Raw genomic sequence first — 18,849 nt, 5'->3', positions numbered from 1 at the left:
AGAACCTCTGTGAGGCCAGGGGGTTGTTCAGACTGTCTGCCGAGATCTGACGGTCTCTCAGTCGACCTGCTGATCAAGTTCTTGAGCCGGTCTTGGCTCCAAGCTGGGCAAGGTGATCCATCACGCCATGGCTGGCGGCGGAGTGGGCCAGACGCAGGGCACTGACCACCGACAGTGCCTTGCTGCTGCCATGCCCGATCACGCAGATGCCGTTGACGCCCAGAAGCAGCGCTCCGCCGTGTTCGGCATGATCCAGCCTTTTCTTGATGCGCTTCAGGTTGGTGCGCAGGAAGGCGGAACCAACCTTGCCTCGTCGCCCTCGTGGCAGTTCGGCTCGGAGCACGCCAAGCAGCACACTTCCCACCGACTCCAGGAACTTCAGCAGAACGTTGCCGGTGAAACCGTCACAGACCACGACATCGAACTCACCCGACAACACATCGCGGCCCTCACAGTTGCCGGCGAAGTGCAGACGGGATTCCTCGATCAGCAGTTCATGGGTGCGCACGGAGAGATCGTTGCCCTTGCACTCCTCCTCACCGATGTTGAGCAGGCCGATCCTGGGTTCGCTTACCTGCAGCACATCTCTGCTGTAGATGTCTCCGAGCAGAGCGAACTGGTGCAGGTAGGAGGGTTTGCAGTCCATGTTGGCCCCCACATCGAGCACCAGAACTGGCTGGCCTGGATCCTTCGTTGGAAACAGGGCGCCGATGGCAGGTCTTTCGATCCCTGCCAGACGTCCCAGCCGGAAAATGGCGGAGGCCATCACGGCTCCGGAGTTGCCCGCGGAATACACCGCCTGGGCCTCCCCCCGCTTCACAAGGTCCATGGCCACGTTGATGCTGGCATCACGCTTGCGTCGCACCACGGTGGCCTCCTCGTGCATTTGCACTGAAGGCCCACTGGTGATCAGCTCCAGCAGTCCTGCATTGATCGCCGCATTCATCGTCTCTGCTAGTCCGGCTGCGGCGGCTGCTTCAAGCACCCGGTCCGTTTCGCCGACGAAGCGGATTCTCACCGCCAGCCGCTCGATGGCCTGCAGGCATCCTTCCAGAATCGGAACAGGAGCGTTGTCACCCCCCATCCCGTCCACGGCCACCCAGACGCGCTCATGGTCGTTGATCTCGAGGTCTTCACCCGGAATGCCCCCTTGCAGCCGTCTGAGGGGATCCATCACCGGTTGCAGCACGGAACCGGCCATGCTTCCGGCATTGTTCACGACCGTCCCTGCAATCGATGTGACGGAGCCTGCAACGTTGCCGGCGGCACTGGCTGAGGTGGTTGCCGTGTCCACAAGGGTGGTCACCGCAGCGTTGCGCCGGTACCAGATCACAAGGCGCCGAACGGCCTTCGATCGGCGGGCTTTGATCCTCGGCGCAGCGTCCGGGGTGAGATCAGGATCCTTCGTTGGCAACGGAATCGACGATGCGCTGGAACAGGTAGCCGGTGCCGCGAGCCGTGAGGATCAGCTCGGGGTTGGCAGGGTCGTCTTCCAATTTGGAACGAAGACGTGAGATGTGAACATCCACGACCCGGGTGTCGACGTGGCGTTCAGGGGTGTAACCCCATACCTCCTTCAGGATCTCACCGCGGCTGAACGGTTCGCCCGATCGGCTCACGAGCAGTTCAAGCAGGCTGAATTCCATTCCTGTGAGACGGATGCGCTCGTCATTGCGGAACACCTGTCGCTTATTGGTGTCGATCTTCAGGTCTGAGACCTGGATCACTCCTGAGTTGGGGATGCCGGCAGCGTGCTCTTTTTCCACGCGGCGCAAAACACAGCGGATCCTCGCCTCAAGCTCCTTCGGGCTGAAGGGCTTGATCACGTAGTCATCCGCTCCCAGTTCCAGGCCGGTGATTCGGTCGGCGACATCACCAAGAGCTGTGAGCATCACGATCGGAACATCCGATTCTTTGCGCAGTTCCTGACAGACCCCGTAGCCATCCAGCTTCGGCATCATCACGTCGAGAACCACGAGGTCCGGGTTGCACTCCTGGAAACTTTCCAGGGCTTCGGTTCCGTCGCAGGCAGTGACGACGTTGTACCCGATCATCGAGAGCCGGGTTTCGAGGATCCTGCGGATGCTGGCCTCGTCATCCACCACGAGGATGGTTTCCTTGGAGGGTGCTGAGGCCGTCATACCGCCGGCAAGGAGCGAAGATAGTGCTCACAAATAGGTGATTAGCGGGTTCAGTCGTTCACGTAGCGCCAACTTTCTTCATCATTCGACGTGCCCCGATCGACCAATCTCTACGTCTGTCAGAGCTGCGGTGCCCAGACGCGGCAGTTCTTTGGGCGGTGCAGCAGCTGTGGCAGCTGGAATTCCCTCGTGGAGCAGTCAGCACCCAAGGACGACGGCCGCCGTCGTCGTTCCGGGGCTGATCCCGCCACTGCGCCGAAACCGCGACGCTCCACGTCGATGGCCTCACTCGGCGATCAGCCGCTGGCGCGCATCGGCAGTGGCTACGAGGAATTGAACCGCGTTCTCGGCGGTGGACTTGTACCCGGATCACTCGTGCTGGTGGGTGGAGATCCGGGGATCGGCAAGAGCACGCTGCTGTTGCAGAGCGCATCGGCCATCGCCAGAGATCGTTCGGTGCTCTACGTGAGTGCTGAAGAGTCGGCTCAGCAGGTAAAGCTGCGCTGGCAGCGTTTGACAGCCGACAGCAGTGATCTGCAGCTGCTGGCGGAGACGGATCTCGAGCTCGTGCTGGAGGAACTTGAGGCACTGAGGCCAGATGTGGCGATCATTGACAGCATTCAGGCGTTGCATGACGCCGAACTCTCCAGTGCGCCGGGATCCGTGGCGCAGGTCAGGGAATGTGCCGCTGCTCTGCAGAGACTGGCGAAACGTCAGAACACCGCGCTGCTGCTGGTGGGGCACGTCACCAAGGAGGGTGCTCTCGCGGGCCCCAAGGTGCTTGAACACCTGGTGGATGCGGTGCTCACCTTCGAGGGAGATCGCTTCGCGAGCCATCGCCTGCTGCGGGCCGTCAAAAACCGTTTCGGGGCCACCCACGAGCTTGGGGTGTTTGAGATGCGCGGTCAGGGCCTGGAGGAGGTCGGTAATCCCAGTGAGCTTTTCCTCAGCGGTGAGCGGGCCAACGGCGTGGCGACGATCGTGGCCTGCGAAGGCACCAGGCCGCTGGTGGTGGATCTGCAGGCGCTGGTGAGCTCCACCAGCTACGCCAGTCCCCGGCGGACGGCCACCGGAATTGCCGTCAACCGACTCCATCAGATTCTGGCGGTGCTCGAAAAGCACATGGGTTTGCCGCTGTCCCGGTTCGATTGCTATCTGGCCGTGGCAGGTGGTCTGGATGTGGAGGAGCCGGCGGCAGACCTGGGGGTGGCGGCGGCGGTGGTCGCCAGTTTCCGGGATCTGACTCTGCCCGCTGGAACAGTTCTGCTCGGCGAACTGGGTCTGGGAGGACAGCTGCGATCGGTGGCGCAGCTGGAGCTGCGGCTTCAGGAGGCGGTGCGTCTGGGCTTCAGGCGTGCCGTTGTGCCGCGTGGAAGCGGCCTGGGCCAGGTCGCCTCTGGCCTGGATCTGGAACTTCTGGAGGCGGGATCCATCACCGAAGCCCTCGTGCTTGGGCTGGGAGTGAATCCTGAGGATGAGACGGGCTGACGCGCTTCAGAAATAAACGTCCACGTTGCTGCGACCGCTGGACTTGAGCCAGTTCTCGATGTCCAGATATCCCCCGGGATTGAGCCGCACCGCCTGGGTCCAGGCTTCAGCTGCTTTGTCAAGCCAGACATCCGCTTCGTCGCGCCGACCCTCCTCTTCGGCGATCCGTCCGCGCTTTTCGTAGATGAGCCCCATGTTTTTCAGGCAGGACGGCTGCTTGGGATTTTCATCAAGAGCCTGTTGATAGGTCTCGATCGCCCTGTCCTCCTCGCCGTTGCTCATGTAGATGATCGCCATGTTCTTCAGGGTCTCCCCACGGTCGATCGGGTTTTCCTCGAGCTTCAGACTCTCCTCGTAGTTCTCAAGGGCTTCGGCGTAATCCCCGTCGTTCTGAGCGGACAGTCCGTCGCGGTAATACACGTAGGCTTCCTTGGCTCTGGCATTGATCGGCAGCAGTTTCACGATCAGGTCGGCCATGACCGTGAAGCTCTTGTCGATGAAGTTGTCGTTGCGGTTGCTACGTGGCACGGAAAGCCGGACGGATTAAACCATCCTGAACCCAATGGGTGCTGCCTAGCGTGGAGTGGTGTGAACCGTTGAAGTGTCAGCAGCGTCTTCCCATCCCCCTGAGCCCACCGCTCAGTCCCATGCGGTGCTTCTGGATGTTGAGGGGATGAAATGTGGCGCCTGTGTTCGTGCGGTTGAACGCACACTCCTTGCTCAGCCAGGTGTGCAGGAGGCCAGTGTCAACCTCGTCACCCGCAGTGCCTGGCTGCGACTCGACAGTGAGGCGACAACGGCGCCTGAGCCATTGCTAGAGCAGGTGCTGGCGGCTCTCGATGGCCGAGGTTTTTCCGCGAAGCCCCGTCAGAGCGGTCTTGTCTCTCAAGAGATGGAGCTGGAGAGAAACAGGGGTTGGTGGCTTCAGTGGCGCCAGCTGATGGTCGCCCTGGTACTGCTGTTGTTGTCGGTGCTCGGTCATCTGGCTGAGGCCGGAACGCTTGCCTTGCCTCTGATCGGCACGCTCACCTTCCACGCCATCCTGGCCACGGTGGCTCTGCTCGGACCGGGGAGACCGATTCTGGTCAGCGGTTGGTCTGCGCTGCGCAGTGGTGTTCCCAGCATGGACACACTGGTCAGCCTCGGCGTAGGCAGTGCATATCTGGCCAGTCTTGTGGCACTGATCTGGCCCTCGGTGGGCTGGCCCTGCTTCTTCAACGAGCCTGTGATGCTGCTCGGTTTCGTTCTGCTGGGGCGTTTTCTCGAGGAACGCGCCCGCCGGAGGACGGGAAGAGCACTCCAGGATCTGGCTGCTCTGCAGCCCAACACCGCTCGCCTGCTGATGGCGGATGACACGGTTCGCGAGGTCCCAGTAGCCGTGCTTCGACCCGGCGAATCGATCCAGCTGCTGGCTGGGGACAGAATCCCTGTGGACGGCGTGGTACGCAATGGCCGCTCGGCCGTCGATCTGTCGAGTCTCACGGGGGAGCCTCTGCCTCTCGAGGCCGAGCCCGGCACCGAGCTCAGTTCAGGTTGCCTCAACCTCGAAGCCACTCTTGAGATGGAGGTTCAGCGTGTCGGCAGCGACACGGCTCTGGCCAGGATCATCGCCCTCGTCGAGCAGGCCCAGGCCCGACGAGCTCCCATTCAGGGCCTGGCTGACAGGGTTGCGGGACGGTTCTGTTACGGCGTCGTCAGCCTCGCGGTGCTGACCTTCCTGTTCTGGTGGCAGCTTGGCAGTCGTGTGTGGCCGCAGGTGCTGGAAGTCCCTGTCGTTCTGATGGACCATGGCCATGACTCCGCTCTTCACGGTGCTCTGGGTGTCGCAGCGCAGACGCCGTTCGGTCTCGGTCTCCAACTGGCCATTGCCGTGCTTGTGGTGGCTTGCCCATGCGCCCTCGGTCTTGCCACCCCCACGGTGATCACGGTTTCCTCCGGGCTCGCTGCACGTCAGGGCTGGCTGTTTCGCGGCGGAGATGTCATCGAGCAATCCGCGTCCATTCAGCGCATGGTCTTTGATAAAACCGGCACGCTCACCCTGGGTCGTCCGCTCGTGGATGCGGTGCTGGCCAGTGACGATTCCGCTCGCACCATCCAGCTGGCAGCAAGCCTCGAGCAGACGAGTCGTCATCCGCTGGCGCATGCCCTGCTGCAGGAGGCACAGCGTCTCAATCTCAGTCTTCTGCCGGTCACCACCAGTCGGACACTGCCCGGCTCAGGCATGGAGGGCACACTGGAGTCTCTGGAAGGGCACCTGCGTGTGGGCTCTCCTGAATGGCTTCAGCAGGAAGGTGTGGTGTGGTCGGATGAGCAACGTCAGGCGGTTGAGGAGGCTCTCAAGCGAGGGCTGACGCTTGTTGCTGTTGGCCTTGATGATGAACCGTTAGGTGTTGTGGCCATCGACGACCGACTCAGACCCGATGCGTCGGTCGCACTGCAGCGCCTCAGAGATCAGGGTCTGACTCTCGGGATGCTCAGCGGCGATCGCCGACAGGCCGTTGAAAAGATCGCCTCGATGCTCGGTTTCGCCGATGAAGAACTGGCCTGGCAGCTGCTTCCGGATCAGAAGCTGGAGCGCCTTGAACGTTGGCGTACGAAAGAGACTGTGGGAATGGTGGGAGATGGCATCAATGATGCTCCTGCCCTGGCCGCGGCTGATCTGGGTATCGCTGTGGGGACAGGTACCCAAATTGCCCAGGACACCGCCGATCTGGTGCTGCTCGGCGACCGGCTCGAAGCCCTGCCGGAAGCCCTGACCCTGGCAAGGCGAACAATGACCAAGATCCGACAGAACCTGTTCTGGGCATTTGGTTACAACATGATCGCCCTGCCAGTCGCCGCGGGTGCTCTGCTGCCAGGTTTCAATCTGCTTCTCTCTCCGCCGCTCGCAGCACTGCTGATGGCTCTCAGCTCGGTGTCGGTGGTTCTCAATGCCCTCAGCCTGAGTGTGCGCTGACGATGACCGGACGTTTTCTGGTGCTGGAGGGCATCGATGGCTGTGGCAAGACCACCCAGCTCCGATATCTTGCCGACTGGCTTCCCGGCAGTGGACTGATGTCACATGGCGCGACGCTTCACTGCACGCGTGAACCAGGAGGAACACCTCTGGGTCAGTCTCTGCGTGAGCTGCTGCTGAACCCACCGCAGGAGTCTGCTCCGGCTCCCATCGCTGAGCTGCTGCTTTATGCCGCTGATCGCGCTCAGCATGTGGAACAGATGATTCGCCCTGCTCTGGAACGGGGTGACTGGGTTCTCAGCGATCGCTTCAGCGGTTCCACCCTTGCTTATCAAGGGTATGGACGAGGGCTGGATCTTCAGACCATCGTTGATCTGGAGCGAATCGCCACGGCGGGCATCGCGCCTGACATCACGTTCTGGCTTGACTTACCGCTGCACGAGAGTCTCAAACGTCGCGGTACCCGCGCTGATGATCGGATCGAGGCGGAAGGAGAGGCTTTTCTGGCGCGGGTGTCCCAGGGCTTTCAGCGGCTTTCAACTGAGCGAAGCTGGACTGCGGTCACGGCGTATCAGAGCGCTGATCAGGTGCAGCAGGTCATTCGCGCACGGCTGAGGGATTGGCTTGCAAAGGCACTGCCGTGACTGAGATGTTGTTTGGAGAGTTGCAGGGCCAGCCGCTGGCGCAACGGTTACTCGTTGCGGCTCTGGATAAACGGCGGGTGGCTCCCGCTTACTTGTTCAGTGGCCCTGATGGTGTGGGCAGGAGTCTTGCGGCACTCCGTTTTCTGGAGGGTCTGCTGGGTGATGGTGACTGTGCACCGCGCGAACGCCGGCGTCTTGAGGAACGCAACCATCCGGACTTGCTCTGGGTGGAGCCCACCTACAACCATCAGGGCCGTCTGATCCCACGCTCGGAAGCCGAGTCGATTGGCGTCAGCAAGCGGACACCACCGCAGGTGCGATTGGAGCAGATCCGTGAGCTGAGTCGGTTTCTGGCCCGTCAGCCTATGCAGTCGCCAAGAGGTCTGGTGGTTCTGGAACAACCTGAGGCCATGGCTGAGGGAGCGGCCAACGCACTGCTGAAGACCCTTGAAGAACCGGGTCACGGCCTTTTGATCCTTCTGTGTGCTGCACCGGAACGGCTGCTGTCCACGATTCGATCCCGATGTCAGCAGATCCGTTTCACGCGCCTCAGCGAGGATTGCTTGCGCTCAGTGCTGGCGCAATTGCCTGATGGGCAAGGTGAGCAAGCACTCACGCTGGCGGCCAGTCATCCAGAGCTCCTGGCCCTGGCTGGTGGATCTCCCGGGGCCTTGCTGGACCATGTGCGGATGTTGAGCAGCATTCCGCAGGAGCTGAAACAAAGAATGCAAATCCTGCCAAACACACCTCTGCAGGCTCTGGGCCTGGCGAGAGACCTCAGTGAGCAGCTGGACGGTGATCAGCAGCTCTGGATGATCAACTGGTGGCAACATCACCTCTGGAATGCATCCACTCAGCCTGATCGCCTCAAGAGGCTGGATCGTCTACGCCAGCATCTCTTGTCTTTTGTTCAACCCAGGCTGGCCTGGGAAGTGACTCTTCTGAATCTGATTGAGGCTTGATCAGAAAGTGATCAGGCGCTTGCCCGACTCTCCTGATCTTTCTGCTCCCGTTCCTGACGAGCCTGTGCCAGGACATCCTGAAGACCCTCCAGCTGAGCTCCAGTTGGCAGTTCCAGGCAGTAACCAGCTCCGTAGACCGTTTTGATGAACCGCGGTTTACGTGGATCGGGCTCGAGCTTGGTGCGTAGATGGCGCACGTGCACCCGAATGGTCTCGATGTCGTCGTCAGGCTCGTAGCCCCAGACTTCCTTGAGGATCAGCGACGGAGCCACTGTCTGCCCGTGACGCTGCAACAGGCAGTGCAGCAGCTCGAATTCGAGGTGGGTGAGACGCACTGGACGGTCGAACCAGATCGCTTCAAAGCGCTCCGGCACAAGGGTCAGCGGTCCATAGCTGAGGATTTCATGGTGGTTGCTGGATGTTCCCACCGGAGCACGTTCGCTTCTGCGCAAGAGGGCCTTGACCCTGACCTGCAGCTCTTCCAGATCGAAAGGTTTGGTCAGGTAGTCGTCAGCACCGGAGTTGAAACCACTGACTTTGTCCTTGGTGCCACCCAGGGCTGTCAGCATCAGGATCGGGATGGCAGCGGTGCGCTCGTCGCGACGGAGACGCTGGCAGAGGGTGAGACCATCAACCTTGGGGAGCATCAGATCGAGCAGGATCAGGTCAGGGCTGTATTGCAGCGCCAGTGCCTGTCCTTTGATTCCATCATCAGCGCTCTGAACATCAAAGCCACTGTGCTCAAGATGTCCACTGACCAGTTCACGCATGTCCCGGTCGTCTTCGATTAGCAGGATGCAGGGCTTCATCGACTGGCCAGCGGAGGGAAAGGTGGACGTGGGTATGCCGCGTCATTGCTTGGCTGATTCTCTCAAGGTTTTTTAAGGCTTGCATTTATTTCCCTGAGAAGAGTTGCAGTCATCTTTTGGGCCAAAACACCTTCTGTCATTGAGTTTCCGGGACAGTTTCGCTGTGTAGGGACTGCCGGCGTCTTCAGAAAGTCTTCGGTTTCCGGGGGCGACTATTAAGCAAATTCAGTTTTTCGAAGCATTTTCAAGACCATCGACTGAATTCGCGAGCTTTTAGTGCTCAAACGCCGTCTGTATTTTCTCCTCCATGAAGCATCAAAAAAACACCACAACTCGATGAGCTGTGGTGTCGAAACTGACAAAAGCTCCCCGGGCGGGATTCGAACCTGCGACCAATCGATTAACAGTCGACCGCTCTACCGCTGAGCTACCGAGGAATGTGACGAGGAGAACTTACCTCTCAGCCATGCCGTACCGCAAGTGGTTCAAGCCGAGTTCTCAGTGCTGGACCGCTGTGCCAGCTGCCGACGCGACCACGTTCCATGCGGGCAGCTCCGTCGGCATGATCCAGCTCCTCAAGCCGGTGGGTGATCCACAGCGCTGTCAAGGGCGATTTCGAGCGGTGGCAGAGCTGCTGAACCGTGCTGAGGATGGCCGTCTGGCTGGTGGGGTCTAGCAGCGCTGTGGGTTCATCAAGCAGGAGAAGTGTGGCTTCGCTGGCGAGGGCGCCGGCGATTGCCAGTCGTTGCTTCTGCCCACCACTGAGCGTATGAATCGGCCTACCTGCCATCCCTGCGAGGCCGACCTGCTCCATCAGTCGGTTGATCCTGGACCGCTGATTATTGCGGCTCAGTCCAGGCGGGAGATTGAGCAGAAGCTCGCTGCCGCAACTGGGCAGTAGAAGCTGGTGATCAGGGTTTTGAAAAACCAGCGCCGGCCTGAGGTTTTGTTGCACCATGCCCGACTGGGGGCTGATCAGGCCGCAGATGATCCTGAACAGGGTGCTTTTGCCGCTGCCGTTGCTGCCGACAAGCATCCACAGTCCCGGTCCGGGGACTGTGAAGCTGCAGCGTTCGAGAGCTTTGGTGCCGCAGGGCCAGCTGTAGCTGACCCTGTCGAAACACAGTCCTGCCTTGGCGTCTTCACGTGCCGGGCTCATGCAGGATCAGACATCCAGGGAGAAGCCCGGACGCTTGCTTCCACCTGCGGCGGCGGTTTTTTCATAAATCTGAACTGCAAGCAAATCGCTGGTGAGCACACTGAGGCGTTTGCCTTCAACCTTCTCGCAGGTGAGTTCGAGCAGCCGAGGCTGCCCCTGCTCGAGGGCCGTCCGCACCTGTTGGTACAACCCTTCTGCGGCATCGTGCTCCTTCCGCTGCACGGAAACGGGCATCGGGCTCATGCGCAGAGCCAGCTCAATCACGTACACGGTCGGGTTGATTCACTTTACTCATCTTCGCGAATGGAAGGCAGGGATGCAGGAGTGGGCATTTCTACTCATGTCGCGATGAATTTTCGGATCGGTGCCCACAGAATCGCGTGCTCCAACTAGGCTCGGCACGTAAAGCTTCATGAAGCTCCTCTCATGACGATCGCTGTAGGACGCGCGCCACAGCGGGGATGGTTTGACGTCCTCGATGACTGGCTCAAGCGCGACCGCTTCGTTTTTGTCGGCTGGTCCGGCATTCTTCTCTTCCCAACGGCCTATCTGGCCATCGGTGGCTGGCTTACAGGCACCACCTTTGTCACCTCCTGGTACACCCACGGCATTGCCTCTTCGTACCTGGAAGGTTGCAACTTCCTGACTGCTGCTGTGTCCACCCCCGCTGATGCGATGGGTCACAGCCTTCTGCTGCTCTGGGGCCCTGAAGCCCAGGGTGACTTCGTTCGCTGGTGTCAGCTCGGCGGCCTCTGGGCCTTCGTTGCCCTGCACGGTGCCTTCTCACTGATCGGCTTCATGCTGCGTCAGTTCGAGATTGCCCGTCTGGTCGGCATCCGTCCTTACAACGCCATCGCCTTCTCCGGCCCGATCGCGGTGTTCGTCAGCGTCTTCCTGATGTACCCCCTCGGCCAGAGCAGCTGGTTCTTCGCTCCCTCCTTCGGTGTGGCAGCGATTTTCCGATTCCTCCTCTTCCTGCAGGGCTTCCACAACTGGACCCTGAATCCCTTCCACATGATGGGCGTCGCCGGCATTCTTGGCGGTGCACTGCTTTGCGCCATTCACGGTGCAACGGTGGAAAACACCTTGTTTGAGGATGGTGAGCAGGCCAACACCTTCAAGGCGTTCGAGCCCACTCAGGAAGAAGAGACCTATTCCATGGTCACCGCCAACCGCTTCTGGAGTCAGATCTTCGGTATCGCCTTCTCCAACAAGCGCTGGCTGCATTTCTTCATGCTGTTCGTGCCTGTGATGGGTCTGTGGACCAGCTCCATCGGCATCATCGGACTGGCTCTCAACCTGCGCGCCTATGACTTCGTGTCACAGGAGATCCGTGCTGCAGAAGATCCCGAATTCGAGACCTTCTACACCAAGAACATCCTTCTGAATGAAGGTCTGCGTGCCTGGATGGCACCGGCTGACCAGCCGCACGAAAACTTCGTCTTCCCTGAAGAAGTTCTGCCTCGCGGCAACGCACTCTGATCAAGACAACTATCTAACTCCAGGGCTCCGTAAGGAGCCTTTTTTATTGCCTGGGCAAAACGCCTTCCTCCTAACGTCTTGGAAACGCTGGCATTAATGCGCTATTCCAGGGGCGTGCGTCTGACGCATTGGTTGATTGTCAGTCTCGGATCCGCGTCTGTTCTTGCAGTTCTGACCGGTCTTGTACAGCTCGTTCTTGTCGGGCTGGGTGCTGAAACCACTGTCGACCCAGGCTGGTTCCTGATCGCTCTCATCCTGGCGTGTTTCACGCTGTTGGGGCGCTCATCGCAATGGCTGACGCGACTGCTCGCGGATGTTGACCCGTCAGCCCACCTTGCCCGTCGAGTGGTCATCTGGCTTCTGGCTGCGACGGTGATCCTCCTGATTGCTTTCCTGAAGATCACTGCTGAAGACATGGATGCCTACAAAAGGCTCGTCTTCGGTGAAGGAGGCCTGGTGGAGTGGAGCCAGGTTCTTGTTCTGGTCGCAGCATGTCGGGTGGCTTGGCTGATTGGGGATGATCTCAGCCGTCAGTTGTCGCACTCTTCACCATCTCTTTTGGCAAGGGGGTTCTCGGTGCTCCTGGGTTTGCTGCTGTTGGAGGAGCTGGCTTGGGGGCAGGTGATTTTTGGCTGGCAGACGCCGGAATCCATCCGATCCATCAACGCCCAGCAGGAAACGACCCTCCACAACATCGGATGGTTTCAGGACCGCCTTGATCTCTTCACCTTTCTGGCAACGGTGGCTGTGCTGGCTTTGGTTGTTCTATCCCCATGGATATACAGACAACTCCTGCGTCGATCGTCCCCACAACAACGCTCTCTCGTGCGTGCGTTGATGCCCGCGCAATACAGCTGGCCACTGTTTCTGATGGTGGTGGCCCTTGCCTATTGCGTCGCCACAGAATCCTGGTCGGATCTCATCCACAACCGTGATCAGGAATGGGCTGAGCTCGTGCTTTATGCATCCGGTCTGCTGCTGCTGTTGAGAACGCGCGTTTTGCTGGGTGCGTCCGAGCCGCCATCAGCACAACGCTGATTCAAGCGATCCGTAGCCTGCTCGGATATCGCGTCAGGTCGGTATGAGCGACCCCTCCGCAACAGGTCCTTCAGCTCGCCGGCCCATGCCCCGTCCGGTGATTGTGCTCGCGACAGGCTTTTTTCTGCTCTGTCTGCTCGTGCAGCTCTGGCGGCTGGAAAGCCTGAGCGCCACCTATGACCAAGCTCTGTTTCTGCAGGAGCTCTGGTCCACAGTTCAGGGGCGACCTTTTGAAAGCAGTCTTTCTTCGGTTCTCTCGGGACCTGTGAAAGTCGGTGGGGAACTGCCTCGGATCGACTATCTCCATCTCGGTCAACACGTCAACGCACTCACGCTCACGGTGGCACCTCTGCTCGTCTTGTTCGGGAGCTGGGCCCTGCCGCTGGCGCAGGTCTCCGTCCTGACTGCGGCAGGACTGGTGTTGTGGAGAATCGCGTCTCGACGGCTTCCAGAGTCTCTTGCAATCAGGATCACTGCCGCCTACTACCTGAGCGGGGCGGTGATTGGGCCAGCGCTTGAGAATTTTCACGATCTCATCTGGTTGCCTCTGCTGGGATTCCTGGTCGTTGAATCACTTTTGGAGGGGCGCGGAGGCCGGTTGATCATCAGTGCGCTGCTGCTGCTGCTCGTGCGTGAAGACAGCGGTCTTGTGCTGTTTTCGCTCGGGCTCTGGGGGCTTGTGCGGCGGCCTGGAGTGCGTTGGATGTCTGCTGGCCTGATGCTGATGGCGTTTGTCTGGGTGCTGCTGGTGACGGGCTGGATTCAGCCGTCGGTGGACTCCTCGCTCTCCGATCGCTTCCTTCAGGAGAAGTTCGGACATCTCGTCGAGGACGTTTCAGGTGGCACCTTTGCTTTGGTGCTCGGCATGCTCAGCCAGCCTCTGGCAGTAATGCAGGCGATTGTGTCGCCACCCGGCAGCACGCTTGGGTTTCTGCTCGCCCTGAGTCTGCCGTTGCTGTTCATCCCGTTGCTGTCGATTGATTCGGCGTTGCTCGTTGCCGTGCCGTTGTTCATCGCTCTGGTCTCTCAGGGGCGTTCGGCACTGTCGGTCACGCTGCGATACGTGCTCGCATTGGTCCCTGGCCTGTATGTGGGGGCGGTGCTCTGGTGGCAGACGCATCCAGCCATCTGGTCTCGTCGATGGATTCGTCGGTGCTGGACAGGTGCGCTCACTCTCGGGCTTGTGCTCACCTTGGTGGCCAATCCCCATCGCAGCCTTTCCGCGCTGGTTCCTGACAGTTTCTCCCCCTGGGTGTATGTACCTCCGGGCCAGATGCTCGAGCGCCGGGCGGCTGCGCTCGATGCAGTGGCCATGATTCCGAAGCAGGCATCGGTTGCTGCGGATACGCCCCTTCTGCCCTTGCTTGCTCAACGCGATGCGGCCATGCGCTTCCCGAAACACATTCGTTATCTCGACCGTGATGGTGAACCGACGAATGTTGACTGGGTTGTGGCTTTCCCCGGCTATTACTCTCCGCTGGCTCCTGTGTTTGAACTCGAGTACAACAAGCGGCGTTCGATTCGTCGGCAGTTGAACAAGCTCGTGGATTCAGGTCACTATCAGTTGTTGCATTGCCGAGCCGGCACGGTTGTGTTGAAGCGGGGGGCCGAAGTGCACCGCTCTGCACAACCAAGTGCTTTGTTGGCGAGAAACTGCCCGTGGATTGACTGATGGCGTTGACCTTGATCAGTGCAGTTCACCTGACAGCTCATTGAGCCTGTGTCGCGCAGTTAAAAATCGCCAGCAATCTTGTTGAGAGGCAGCAGATAGGTTTGATTGTTCTTGTCGATCCATCCGTCATCGCTTGATGATGCGATCCGTCGAAGCGTCTCCCTGTCGGCCTGGGGCATTGCCTGGTAGGTCGCTTCCCACAGAAAGCTTCCTGCCAGATGACTGGCACCCGCCCTTCTAAATCTTTCTATCCGCGCCGGAGTGACTTCGCTGCTGGAGATCATCCAACCCTGGCGACGGGCGAGATTGAGCAGCGTGGGGTCAGGCCCGGTCACCGTGACGATCCGTGCGTCAGATGGAAGCTCATTGCGGATGGTTCGTGCCAATGGCATCCAGGCTCTGCTCTGGCGCACCTCGACAGCCCAGTAATCAATGGACATCACCAGCATGCTGATCATCAGCCAAAGCCCAAGGAACCACCAGATCAAACGTCCTTGTCGTCGCTTCTGCCAGGAGTCCAAGCCCAGTCCAATCAATGGAGAGGTGAACAACAGCATTGGCAGCTGGTAGTACTCATGCACGGTGCTGGATTGCATGGTTGCCAATGTGCAAAGCAGCACGCCAATCAGCCCTCCGAGCGCGATGCGTCCTCCGCCGTTCGGCCAGCTGCGAATTCCACCGAATATCAGGAAAGGGATGCCGATCACGGACAGCACCCTGATTCCGGTGCGGAGGGTCAGATTCAGCCAGCTCGAAAGATTCAGAATCAGGCCAATGTTGCTGCGATCACTGTCTTCCCCCCAGAATCCGAAGCTCAAGCCGCTGGCATCTCCGAGCTGGTAGGCATGGAAATACCAGGCTGAAACAATCGCTATCGATGAACCGGAATAGATCCAGAACCCCGGTCTTCGCAGCAGATTGACCAGCCGATGAGCAGTTGATCGGAGCGGCTCGGCCCGGTTCTGGGGATCCGGGGTGAGCTGCACCAGCAGTAACGGAAGCCCCAGCCATAACAAAGGGATGACCTTGATCAATGCTGCTGTTGTGAACAACAGCCAACTCAGGATCAGCCAACGTTTGGATTGTTGACTGCTCCAGAAGCTGTGACTTTCCAGTGCAGCGGCAGCGCAAAGCAACATCAATGCCTCTGCTTGAAAGCTGCGCCCGTAATAGATACCGAGCGGAGCGACAGCCAGCGCCATTCCCCCCCACCAGCCAGCTGCTGGATTAAACCATCGTCTTCCAAGGCGGATGATGAGCCAAATGGTCAGTGCGCTGCAGACAATGGAGAGACAGCGGCCCAGCCACTCGTGAAGTCCGAAGAGTTGATAGAGCTGGCTTGTGAGATAAGGAAACAATGGAAATTCCGATTCCACATAGCCGGAGGAGGCTCCTCCCCAGTCGATCTGAGGCAGCCAGATTGGCGTGTTGGAGAGATGAAAATGGCGAGCCATTGCAGCTGTATCAGCCTGCCGCCAGCTGTGGATGCCTGTGATGGGCATCCATACTTGAATGCTGCGCAGAATGATCCCCAAAGTGATGGGAATCCAGACCTCTGAGGGGGGCGGAATCGGTCTCTGACTGCCGTGATCTCTTCTCGTCATTGCAGAACCGGTTCAGGGTGTGTTCCAGACAAACCGGGACGAAGCTGCATAATTCCAGATGTAAACCACGATGATTCCCGAAAGCTGGGCAAACACAGCATTCGCTTGAATCACGTTATAAAAACCAGTCGCCAATCCAATATTGGCGAGTGCAGGAAGTGAGGCAACGAGCAGGAACTTTAGAAGTCCCTTGATCAGTTTTCTGCCCTGCTGACGTCGGTCTTTGAATGTCAGGCTGTTGTTGATCAGATAGTTCGAGCTTGCGGCCGCGATGACCGCCACAGGCAGGGCTTGTTGAAAGCTCAGGCCAACAGTCATCAGCAGGGATGTGATGATTAATTGAACAACAACTCCAGTGGTTCCCACCAGGCCAAAGCTGATGGCTCGCCGGGGTAGAAGTCTGAACAGGGCGGTGTGGATCAGAGATACGACGAAATCCCAAAGCACGGCGTAATCCAGCTTCGAAGTCCCATAAAGCCGAGGCTGAAAATGCAATGGAATCTCCGTGATTTTCAGTTTTCCTTTGCTGATCGCCAGCAGTTCATACAGAAATTTGAAACCGTTGACATCAACCTTTCTGACCAAATGGATACAGCGCCTCAGGTCCATGGCGATGAAGCCACTCATGTAATCGCTGAGATGGCTGTAGCTGTTGGGAAGACTCCATCTCGCCAGCTTGTTTGCCAGGTTGGACCCCCCTGTGCGGCGGTCACTGAGGCCATGGATCTCAGAGTTCACCAGGAAGCGGCTGCCGATCACAAGATCAGCATCTTGATCGAGTTGCTGAATGGCTTCCAGGACCGACGAAGGCTCATGTTGCCCGTCGCTGTCCATGGCGACGGCATAAGGATAAATGGCATCAATCAGTCCTTCCTTGATGGCGCTGGCCAGTCCGGAACGCCCCACACGTTGTATCAGGCGGATGCGTGAATCCTGCCTTGCAAGATTTCGCACAATACTTGCAGTTCCGTCATTGGAGTCATCATCAACAACTAAAATCTCAACCTGATATTGATCAGTCAGTTCAAGCAACGAAGACACCATCTGATGAATGGATCCTGACTCGTTGAATGTTGGTAAAATGATTGATAGGCTTTTGTTTTTGATATTTTCTGAGCTCGATGCCGAGAGTACGTTGTTAATCATTGTCAGTCAGGTTATCGCAATCGTTCAAGGTCCACTCCAGATGTCTGGCCATGACTGTGCAGCCCTGCTGGCGCTCGTCGCTTAAGAGCAGTCTCTGGCCCGAGCGATTTCGAGGAATTCGCTGGTTCGCGTACCAATTGAGACTTGGCCTTTCATCGTGCCCCACGATGGTGATGGGAAGACCAAGGCCACTTTCTGTCAGAGCGGCCACCGGTTGCACCGGCCATGTTTCATTCAGCTCCCAGTGCCAGAGCGGCGTGCTGAACATCAGTGCCAGAGCACCAAGGTTCCCGCACACCAGGCTCAGAGCCCCCATCTGCCTCTGACGGATCCGGCTGGCCATGAGCAGGAAGCCGCCGGCGCTCCAGCCCACGCCAAGCGCGGCGGCAGGGCCCCGATAGTCGCTGAGTGCCGATCCGTACGGGGTCAGGCTGACTCCCATCGCAATCAGCAGAAGAACGCCCATCAGTGACCACAGCAGAGGAACGCGCCTCAGCAGGCCGCGCATTGGCAGCGGTGTTTCGAAGGTGGTTCTCCGGGTCACAATCCAGGCGAACACCGGCGCGCAGAGCAGGGCCACCGGGAGCCAGAGGGAGTGGCTGTACCAAGGCAGCTGCGTGCGCAGAGGCAGGATTGAGGCTGTCAGGATCACTGTCAGGCTGAGGCTCCATCGGCTCCAGCGTGTGCTTCTCAGTCGCCAGGACCAGAGGATTGCAGTCGGAAAAAGAACGAGCCAGGGCCAGCCTCCTTCGAGCATTTCGATCACTGGAACGCGCCAGCCGAGGTCGCTTCCCTCTCCAGCGTCCAGCAGAACACGACCTGCTCCATCGCCCCCCCAGAGCCAAAGCGCCGACTGCCCGCGAACCAGGGCATGCCATCCATGCCATGCAAGGCCTGGGATCAGCCCCGCTGCCAAGCCAAAGCAGGCCTTTGGCCATTGCCAACGCTTCCATTCCCCGCCCCAGGCGATGGCCAAAGCCCCCGCTGCTGCAGCCGGCAAAAGCAAAGGCGCTTTGAGCAGCAGCATCGCGCTAGCCGCCAATCCGGTCATCAGTCCTGCCCATCGAGGTCGACGCGTATCCATCAGCTGCATCAGTCCCAGCCAGAGCACAGCCATCACAGTGAGCTGGGTGCCATCGAGCATCGCCAGCCTTCCATGGCGGGCCACAGGCAGAAGCGTCATCAGAATTGCGCTTGTGGCCAGAGCGCTCGCGCGGTCTCCCGGCCGAAGCCTCCACAGGATCATGCCTCCAAGAGGCACAACAATGCTGGAAAGGAGAGCCGGTGCAATCCGGATCGTCCATTCATCAGGAAGTTCTGAGACCGGATTCATGCCGATCACCGCTGCGATGATCAGATGCAGTCCTGGCGCTTTGTTGAGGTAGGGATTTCCCCAGAGAGTGGGTAGCAGAGCTGCTTCGCCTGTGCCCTGATGAAGTTCAAGCGCCACTCTCGCCACGGTGGCCTCATCAAAATCCCTGAGTGGCACTTCACCAAGCCCGATCACTGACAGAGACGCCGCAACAGCCCACAGAGTGAAAAGTCCGCGCCAGGGAAGCCTGGATGGCATGGGGGGAGGACCCATGGATGCTCCACAACGCGGACGAATCTGAGTATGGTCCGGGAGTACAGGATGCAGTGTCGTGAACTCGGGTTTTGCTCTTCGGAGACTCCCGGCTTCGAACGCGTCGCCGGCATTCACAATCCTTCAGGAGGAGGTGTCCATGAGTTCCAGTTCTTTAATTCAG

Annotated in this window: 16 protein-coding genes and 1 tRNA gene; 7 read left to right on the top strand and 10 right to left on the bottom strand. The window is 59.2% G+C overall.

The window, feature by feature from the left end:
• Positions 1 to 73: 73 nt before the first annotated feature.
• Entirely contained in the window at positions 74 to 1,414 is a 1,341-nt protein-coding gene (gene plsX, locus SIB56_RS10085; protein ID WP_413323805.1) for a phosphate acyltransferase PlsX, read from the bottom strand.
• A complete protein-coding gene (rpaB, locus tag SIB56_RS10080) occupies positions 1,395 to 2,141 on the bottom strand; it encodes a response regulator transcription factor RpaB (RefSeq protein WP_413323804.1) in 747 nt (248 codons plus the stop codon). The genes plsX and rpaB overlap by 20 nt, the downstream gene beginning before the upstream one ends.
• A gap of 90 nt (positions 2,142 to 2,231) precedes the next feature.
• Between rpaB and radA the strand changes: the two genes are divergently transcribed.
• The gene (radA, locus tag SIB56_RS10075) at positions 2,232 to 3,629 is read left to right on the top strand and encodes a DNA repair protein RadA (RefSeq protein ID WP_413323803.1); all 1,398 of its coding nucleotides are present in this window, start codon (positions 2,232 to 2,234) and stop codon (positions 3,627 to 3,629) included.
• Positions 3,630 to 3,635: 6 nt separating this feature from the next.
• Here radA and SIB56_RS10070 read toward each other — a convergent pair whose 3' ends face one another.
• On the bottom strand, positions 3,636 to 4,157 hold the full coding sequence (locus tag SIB56_RS10070) for a photosystem I assembly protein Ycf3 (protein WP_066908996.1): 522 nt from the start codon (positions 4,155 to 4,157) through the stop codon (positions 3,636 to 3,638).
• Positions 4,158 to 4,230: 73 nt separating this feature from the next.
• Between SIB56_RS10070 and SIB56_RS10065 the strand changes: the two genes are divergently transcribed.
• The 3 genes from SIB56_RS10065 to SIB56_RS10055 are packed head-to-tail and all read left to right on the top strand — an operon-like array spanning position 4,231 to position 8,191.
• Complete coding sequence (locus SIB56_RS10065) at positions 4,231 to 6,585, top strand: heavy metal translocating P-type ATPase (protein WP_413323802.1); 2,355 nt, start codon at positions 4,231 to 4,233, stop codon at positions 6,583 to 6,585.
• Positions 6,586 to 6,587: 2 nt separating this feature from the next.
• Positions 6,588 to 7,229, top strand: coding sequence for a dTMP kinase (gene tmk / locus SIB56_RS10060; RefSeq protein ID WP_413323801.1), 642 nt, complete (start codon positions 6,588 to 6,590; stop codon positions 7,227 to 7,229).
• A gap of 5 nt (positions 7,230 to 7,234) precedes the next feature.
• Positions 7,235 to 8,191 (top strand): DNA polymerase III subunit delta', encoded by a 957-nt coding sequence (locus SIB56_RS10055; protein ID WP_413327305.1) that lies wholly within the window; start codon positions 7,235 to 7,237, stop codon positions 8,189 to 8,191.
• A gap of 11 nt (positions 8,192 to 8,202) precedes the next feature.
• On the opposite strand, the gene SIB56_RS10050 is transcribed toward SIB56_RS10055, so the two are convergent.
• The 4 genes from SIB56_RS10050 to SIB56_RS10035 all read right to left on the bottom strand — a co-directional run bounded on the left by SIB56_RS10050 (position 8,203) and on the right by SIB56_RS10035 (position 10,429).
• Complete coding sequence (locus tag SIB56_RS10050; protein ID WP_413323800.1) at positions 8,203 to 9,000, bottom strand: response regulator transcription factor; 798 nt, start codon at positions 8,998 to 9,000, stop codon at positions 8,203 to 8,205.
• 365 nt (positions 9,001 to 9,365) lie between these two features.
• Positions 9,366 to 9,437 (bottom strand) — tRNA-Asn (locus SIB56_RS10045).
• 23 nt (positions 9,438 to 9,460) lie between these two features.
• Positions 9,461 to 10,159 (bottom strand): ABC transporter ATP-binding protein, encoded by a 699-nt coding sequence (locus SIB56_RS10040; protein WP_413323799.1) that lies wholly within the window; start codon positions 10,157 to 10,159, stop codon positions 9,461 to 9,463.
• A 6-nt stretch (positions 10,160 to 10,165) separates the two neighbouring features.
• Positions 10,166 to 10,429, bottom strand: a complete 264-nt coding sequence (locus tag SIB56_RS10035) for a hypothetical protein (RefSeq protein ID WP_413323798.1) — start codon at positions 10,427 to 10,429, stop codon at positions 10,166 to 10,168.
• A 156-nt stretch (positions 10,430 to 10,585) separates the two neighbouring features.
• Between SIB56_RS10035 and psbD the strand changes: the two genes are divergently transcribed.
• From psbD to SIB56_RS10020, 3 genes are all read left to right on the top strand, one after another.
• Entirely contained in the window at positions 10,586 to 11,641 is a 1,056-nt protein-coding gene (gene psbD / locus SIB56_RS10030) for a photosystem II D2 protein (photosystem q(a) protein) (RefSeq protein ID WP_186538906.1), read from the top strand.
• 96 nt (positions 11,642 to 11,737) lie between these two features.
• On the top strand, positions 11,738 to 12,679 hold the full coding sequence (locus SIB56_RS10025; RefSeq protein WP_413323797.1) for a pectate lyase: 942 nt from the start codon (positions 11,738 to 11,740) through the stop codon (positions 12,677 to 12,679).
• 43 nt (positions 12,680 to 12,722) lie between these two features.
• Entirely contained in the window at positions 12,723 to 14,351 is a 1,629-nt protein-coding gene (locus SIB56_RS10020; RefSeq protein ID WP_413323796.1) for a DUF2079 domain-containing protein, read from the top strand.
• Between the two features lie 59 nt (positions 14,352 to 14,410).
• Here SIB56_RS10020 and SIB56_RS10015 read toward each other — a convergent pair whose 3' ends face one another.
• The 3 genes from SIB56_RS10015 to SIB56_RS10005 are packed head-to-tail and all read right to left on the bottom strand — an operon-like array spanning position 14,411 to position 18,686.
• Entirely contained in the window at positions 14,411 to 15,955 is a 1,545-nt protein-coding gene (locus SIB56_RS10015; protein ID WP_413323795.1) for an ArnT family glycosyltransferase, read from the bottom strand.
• Positions 15,956 to 15,967: 12 nt separating this feature from the next.
• Positions 15,968 to 17,101, bottom strand: a complete 1,134-nt coding sequence (locus SIB56_RS10010) for a glycosyltransferase (protein WP_413323794.1) — start codon at positions 17,099 to 17,101, stop codon at positions 15,968 to 15,970.
• Positions 17,094 to 18,686, bottom strand: a complete 1,593-nt coding sequence (locus SIB56_RS10005) for an ArnT family glycosyltransferase (protein ID WP_413323793.1) — start codon at positions 18,684 to 18,686, stop codon at positions 17,094 to 17,096. Before SIB56_RS10005 ends, SIB56_RS10010 begins: the two co-directional genes overlap by 8 nt.
• Between the last annotated feature and the right edge of the window lie 163 nt (positions 18,687 to 18,849).

Origin of the sequence: Synechococcus sp. MIT S9503 (assembly GCF_047304175.1) — a bacterium.
GTDB lineage: Bacteria > Cyanobacteriota > Cyanobacteriia > PCC-6307 > Cyanobiaceae > Synechococcus_C.
This window is presented reverse-complemented; position numbering and strand designations above follow the sequence as displayed.

Coding starts and splice junctions, on each gene's coding strand:
- rpaB (WP_413323804.1), bottom strand. CDS start 2,141: ATGACGGCCTCAGCACCCTCCAAGGAAACCATCCTCGTGGTGGATGAC.
- tmk (WP_413323801.1), top strand. CDS start 6,588: ATGACCGGACGTTTTCTGGTGCTGGAGGGCATCGATGGCTGTGGCAAG.
- SIB56_RS10055 (WP_413327305.1), top strand. CDS start 7,235: ATGTTGTTTGGAGAGTTGCAGGGCCAGCCGCTGGCGCAACGGTTACTC.
- SIB56_RS10050 (WP_413323800.1), bottom strand. CDS start 9,000: ATGAAGCCCTGCATCCTGCTAATCGAAGACGACCGGGACATGCGTGAA.
- SIB56_RS10040 (WP_413323799.1), bottom strand. CDS start 10,159: ATGAGCCCGGCACGTGAAGACGCCAAGGCAGGACTGTGTTTCGACAGG.
- psbD (WP_186538906.1), top strand. CDS start 10,586: ATGACGATCGCTGTAGGACGCGCGCCACAGCGGGGATGGTTTGACGTC.
- SIB56_RS10025 (WP_413323797.1), top strand. CDS start 11,738: ATGCGCTATTCCAGGGGCGTGCGTCTGACGCATTGGTTGATTGTCAGT.
- SIB56_RS10020 (WP_413323796.1), top strand. CDS start 12,723: ATGAGCGACCCCTCCGCAACAGGTCCTTCAGCTCGCCGGCCCATGCCC.
- SIB56_RS10015 (WP_413323795.1), bottom strand. CDS start 15,955: ATGACGAGAAGAGATCACGGCAGTCAGAGACCGATTCCGCCCCCCTCA.
- SIB56_RS10010 (WP_413323794.1), bottom strand. CDS start 17,101: ATGATTAACAACGTACTCTCGGCATCGAGCTCAGAAAATATCAAAAAC.
- SIB56_RS10005 (WP_413323793.1), bottom strand. CDS start 18,686: ATGGGTCCTCCCCCCATGCCATCCAGGCTTCCCTGGCGCGGACTTTTC.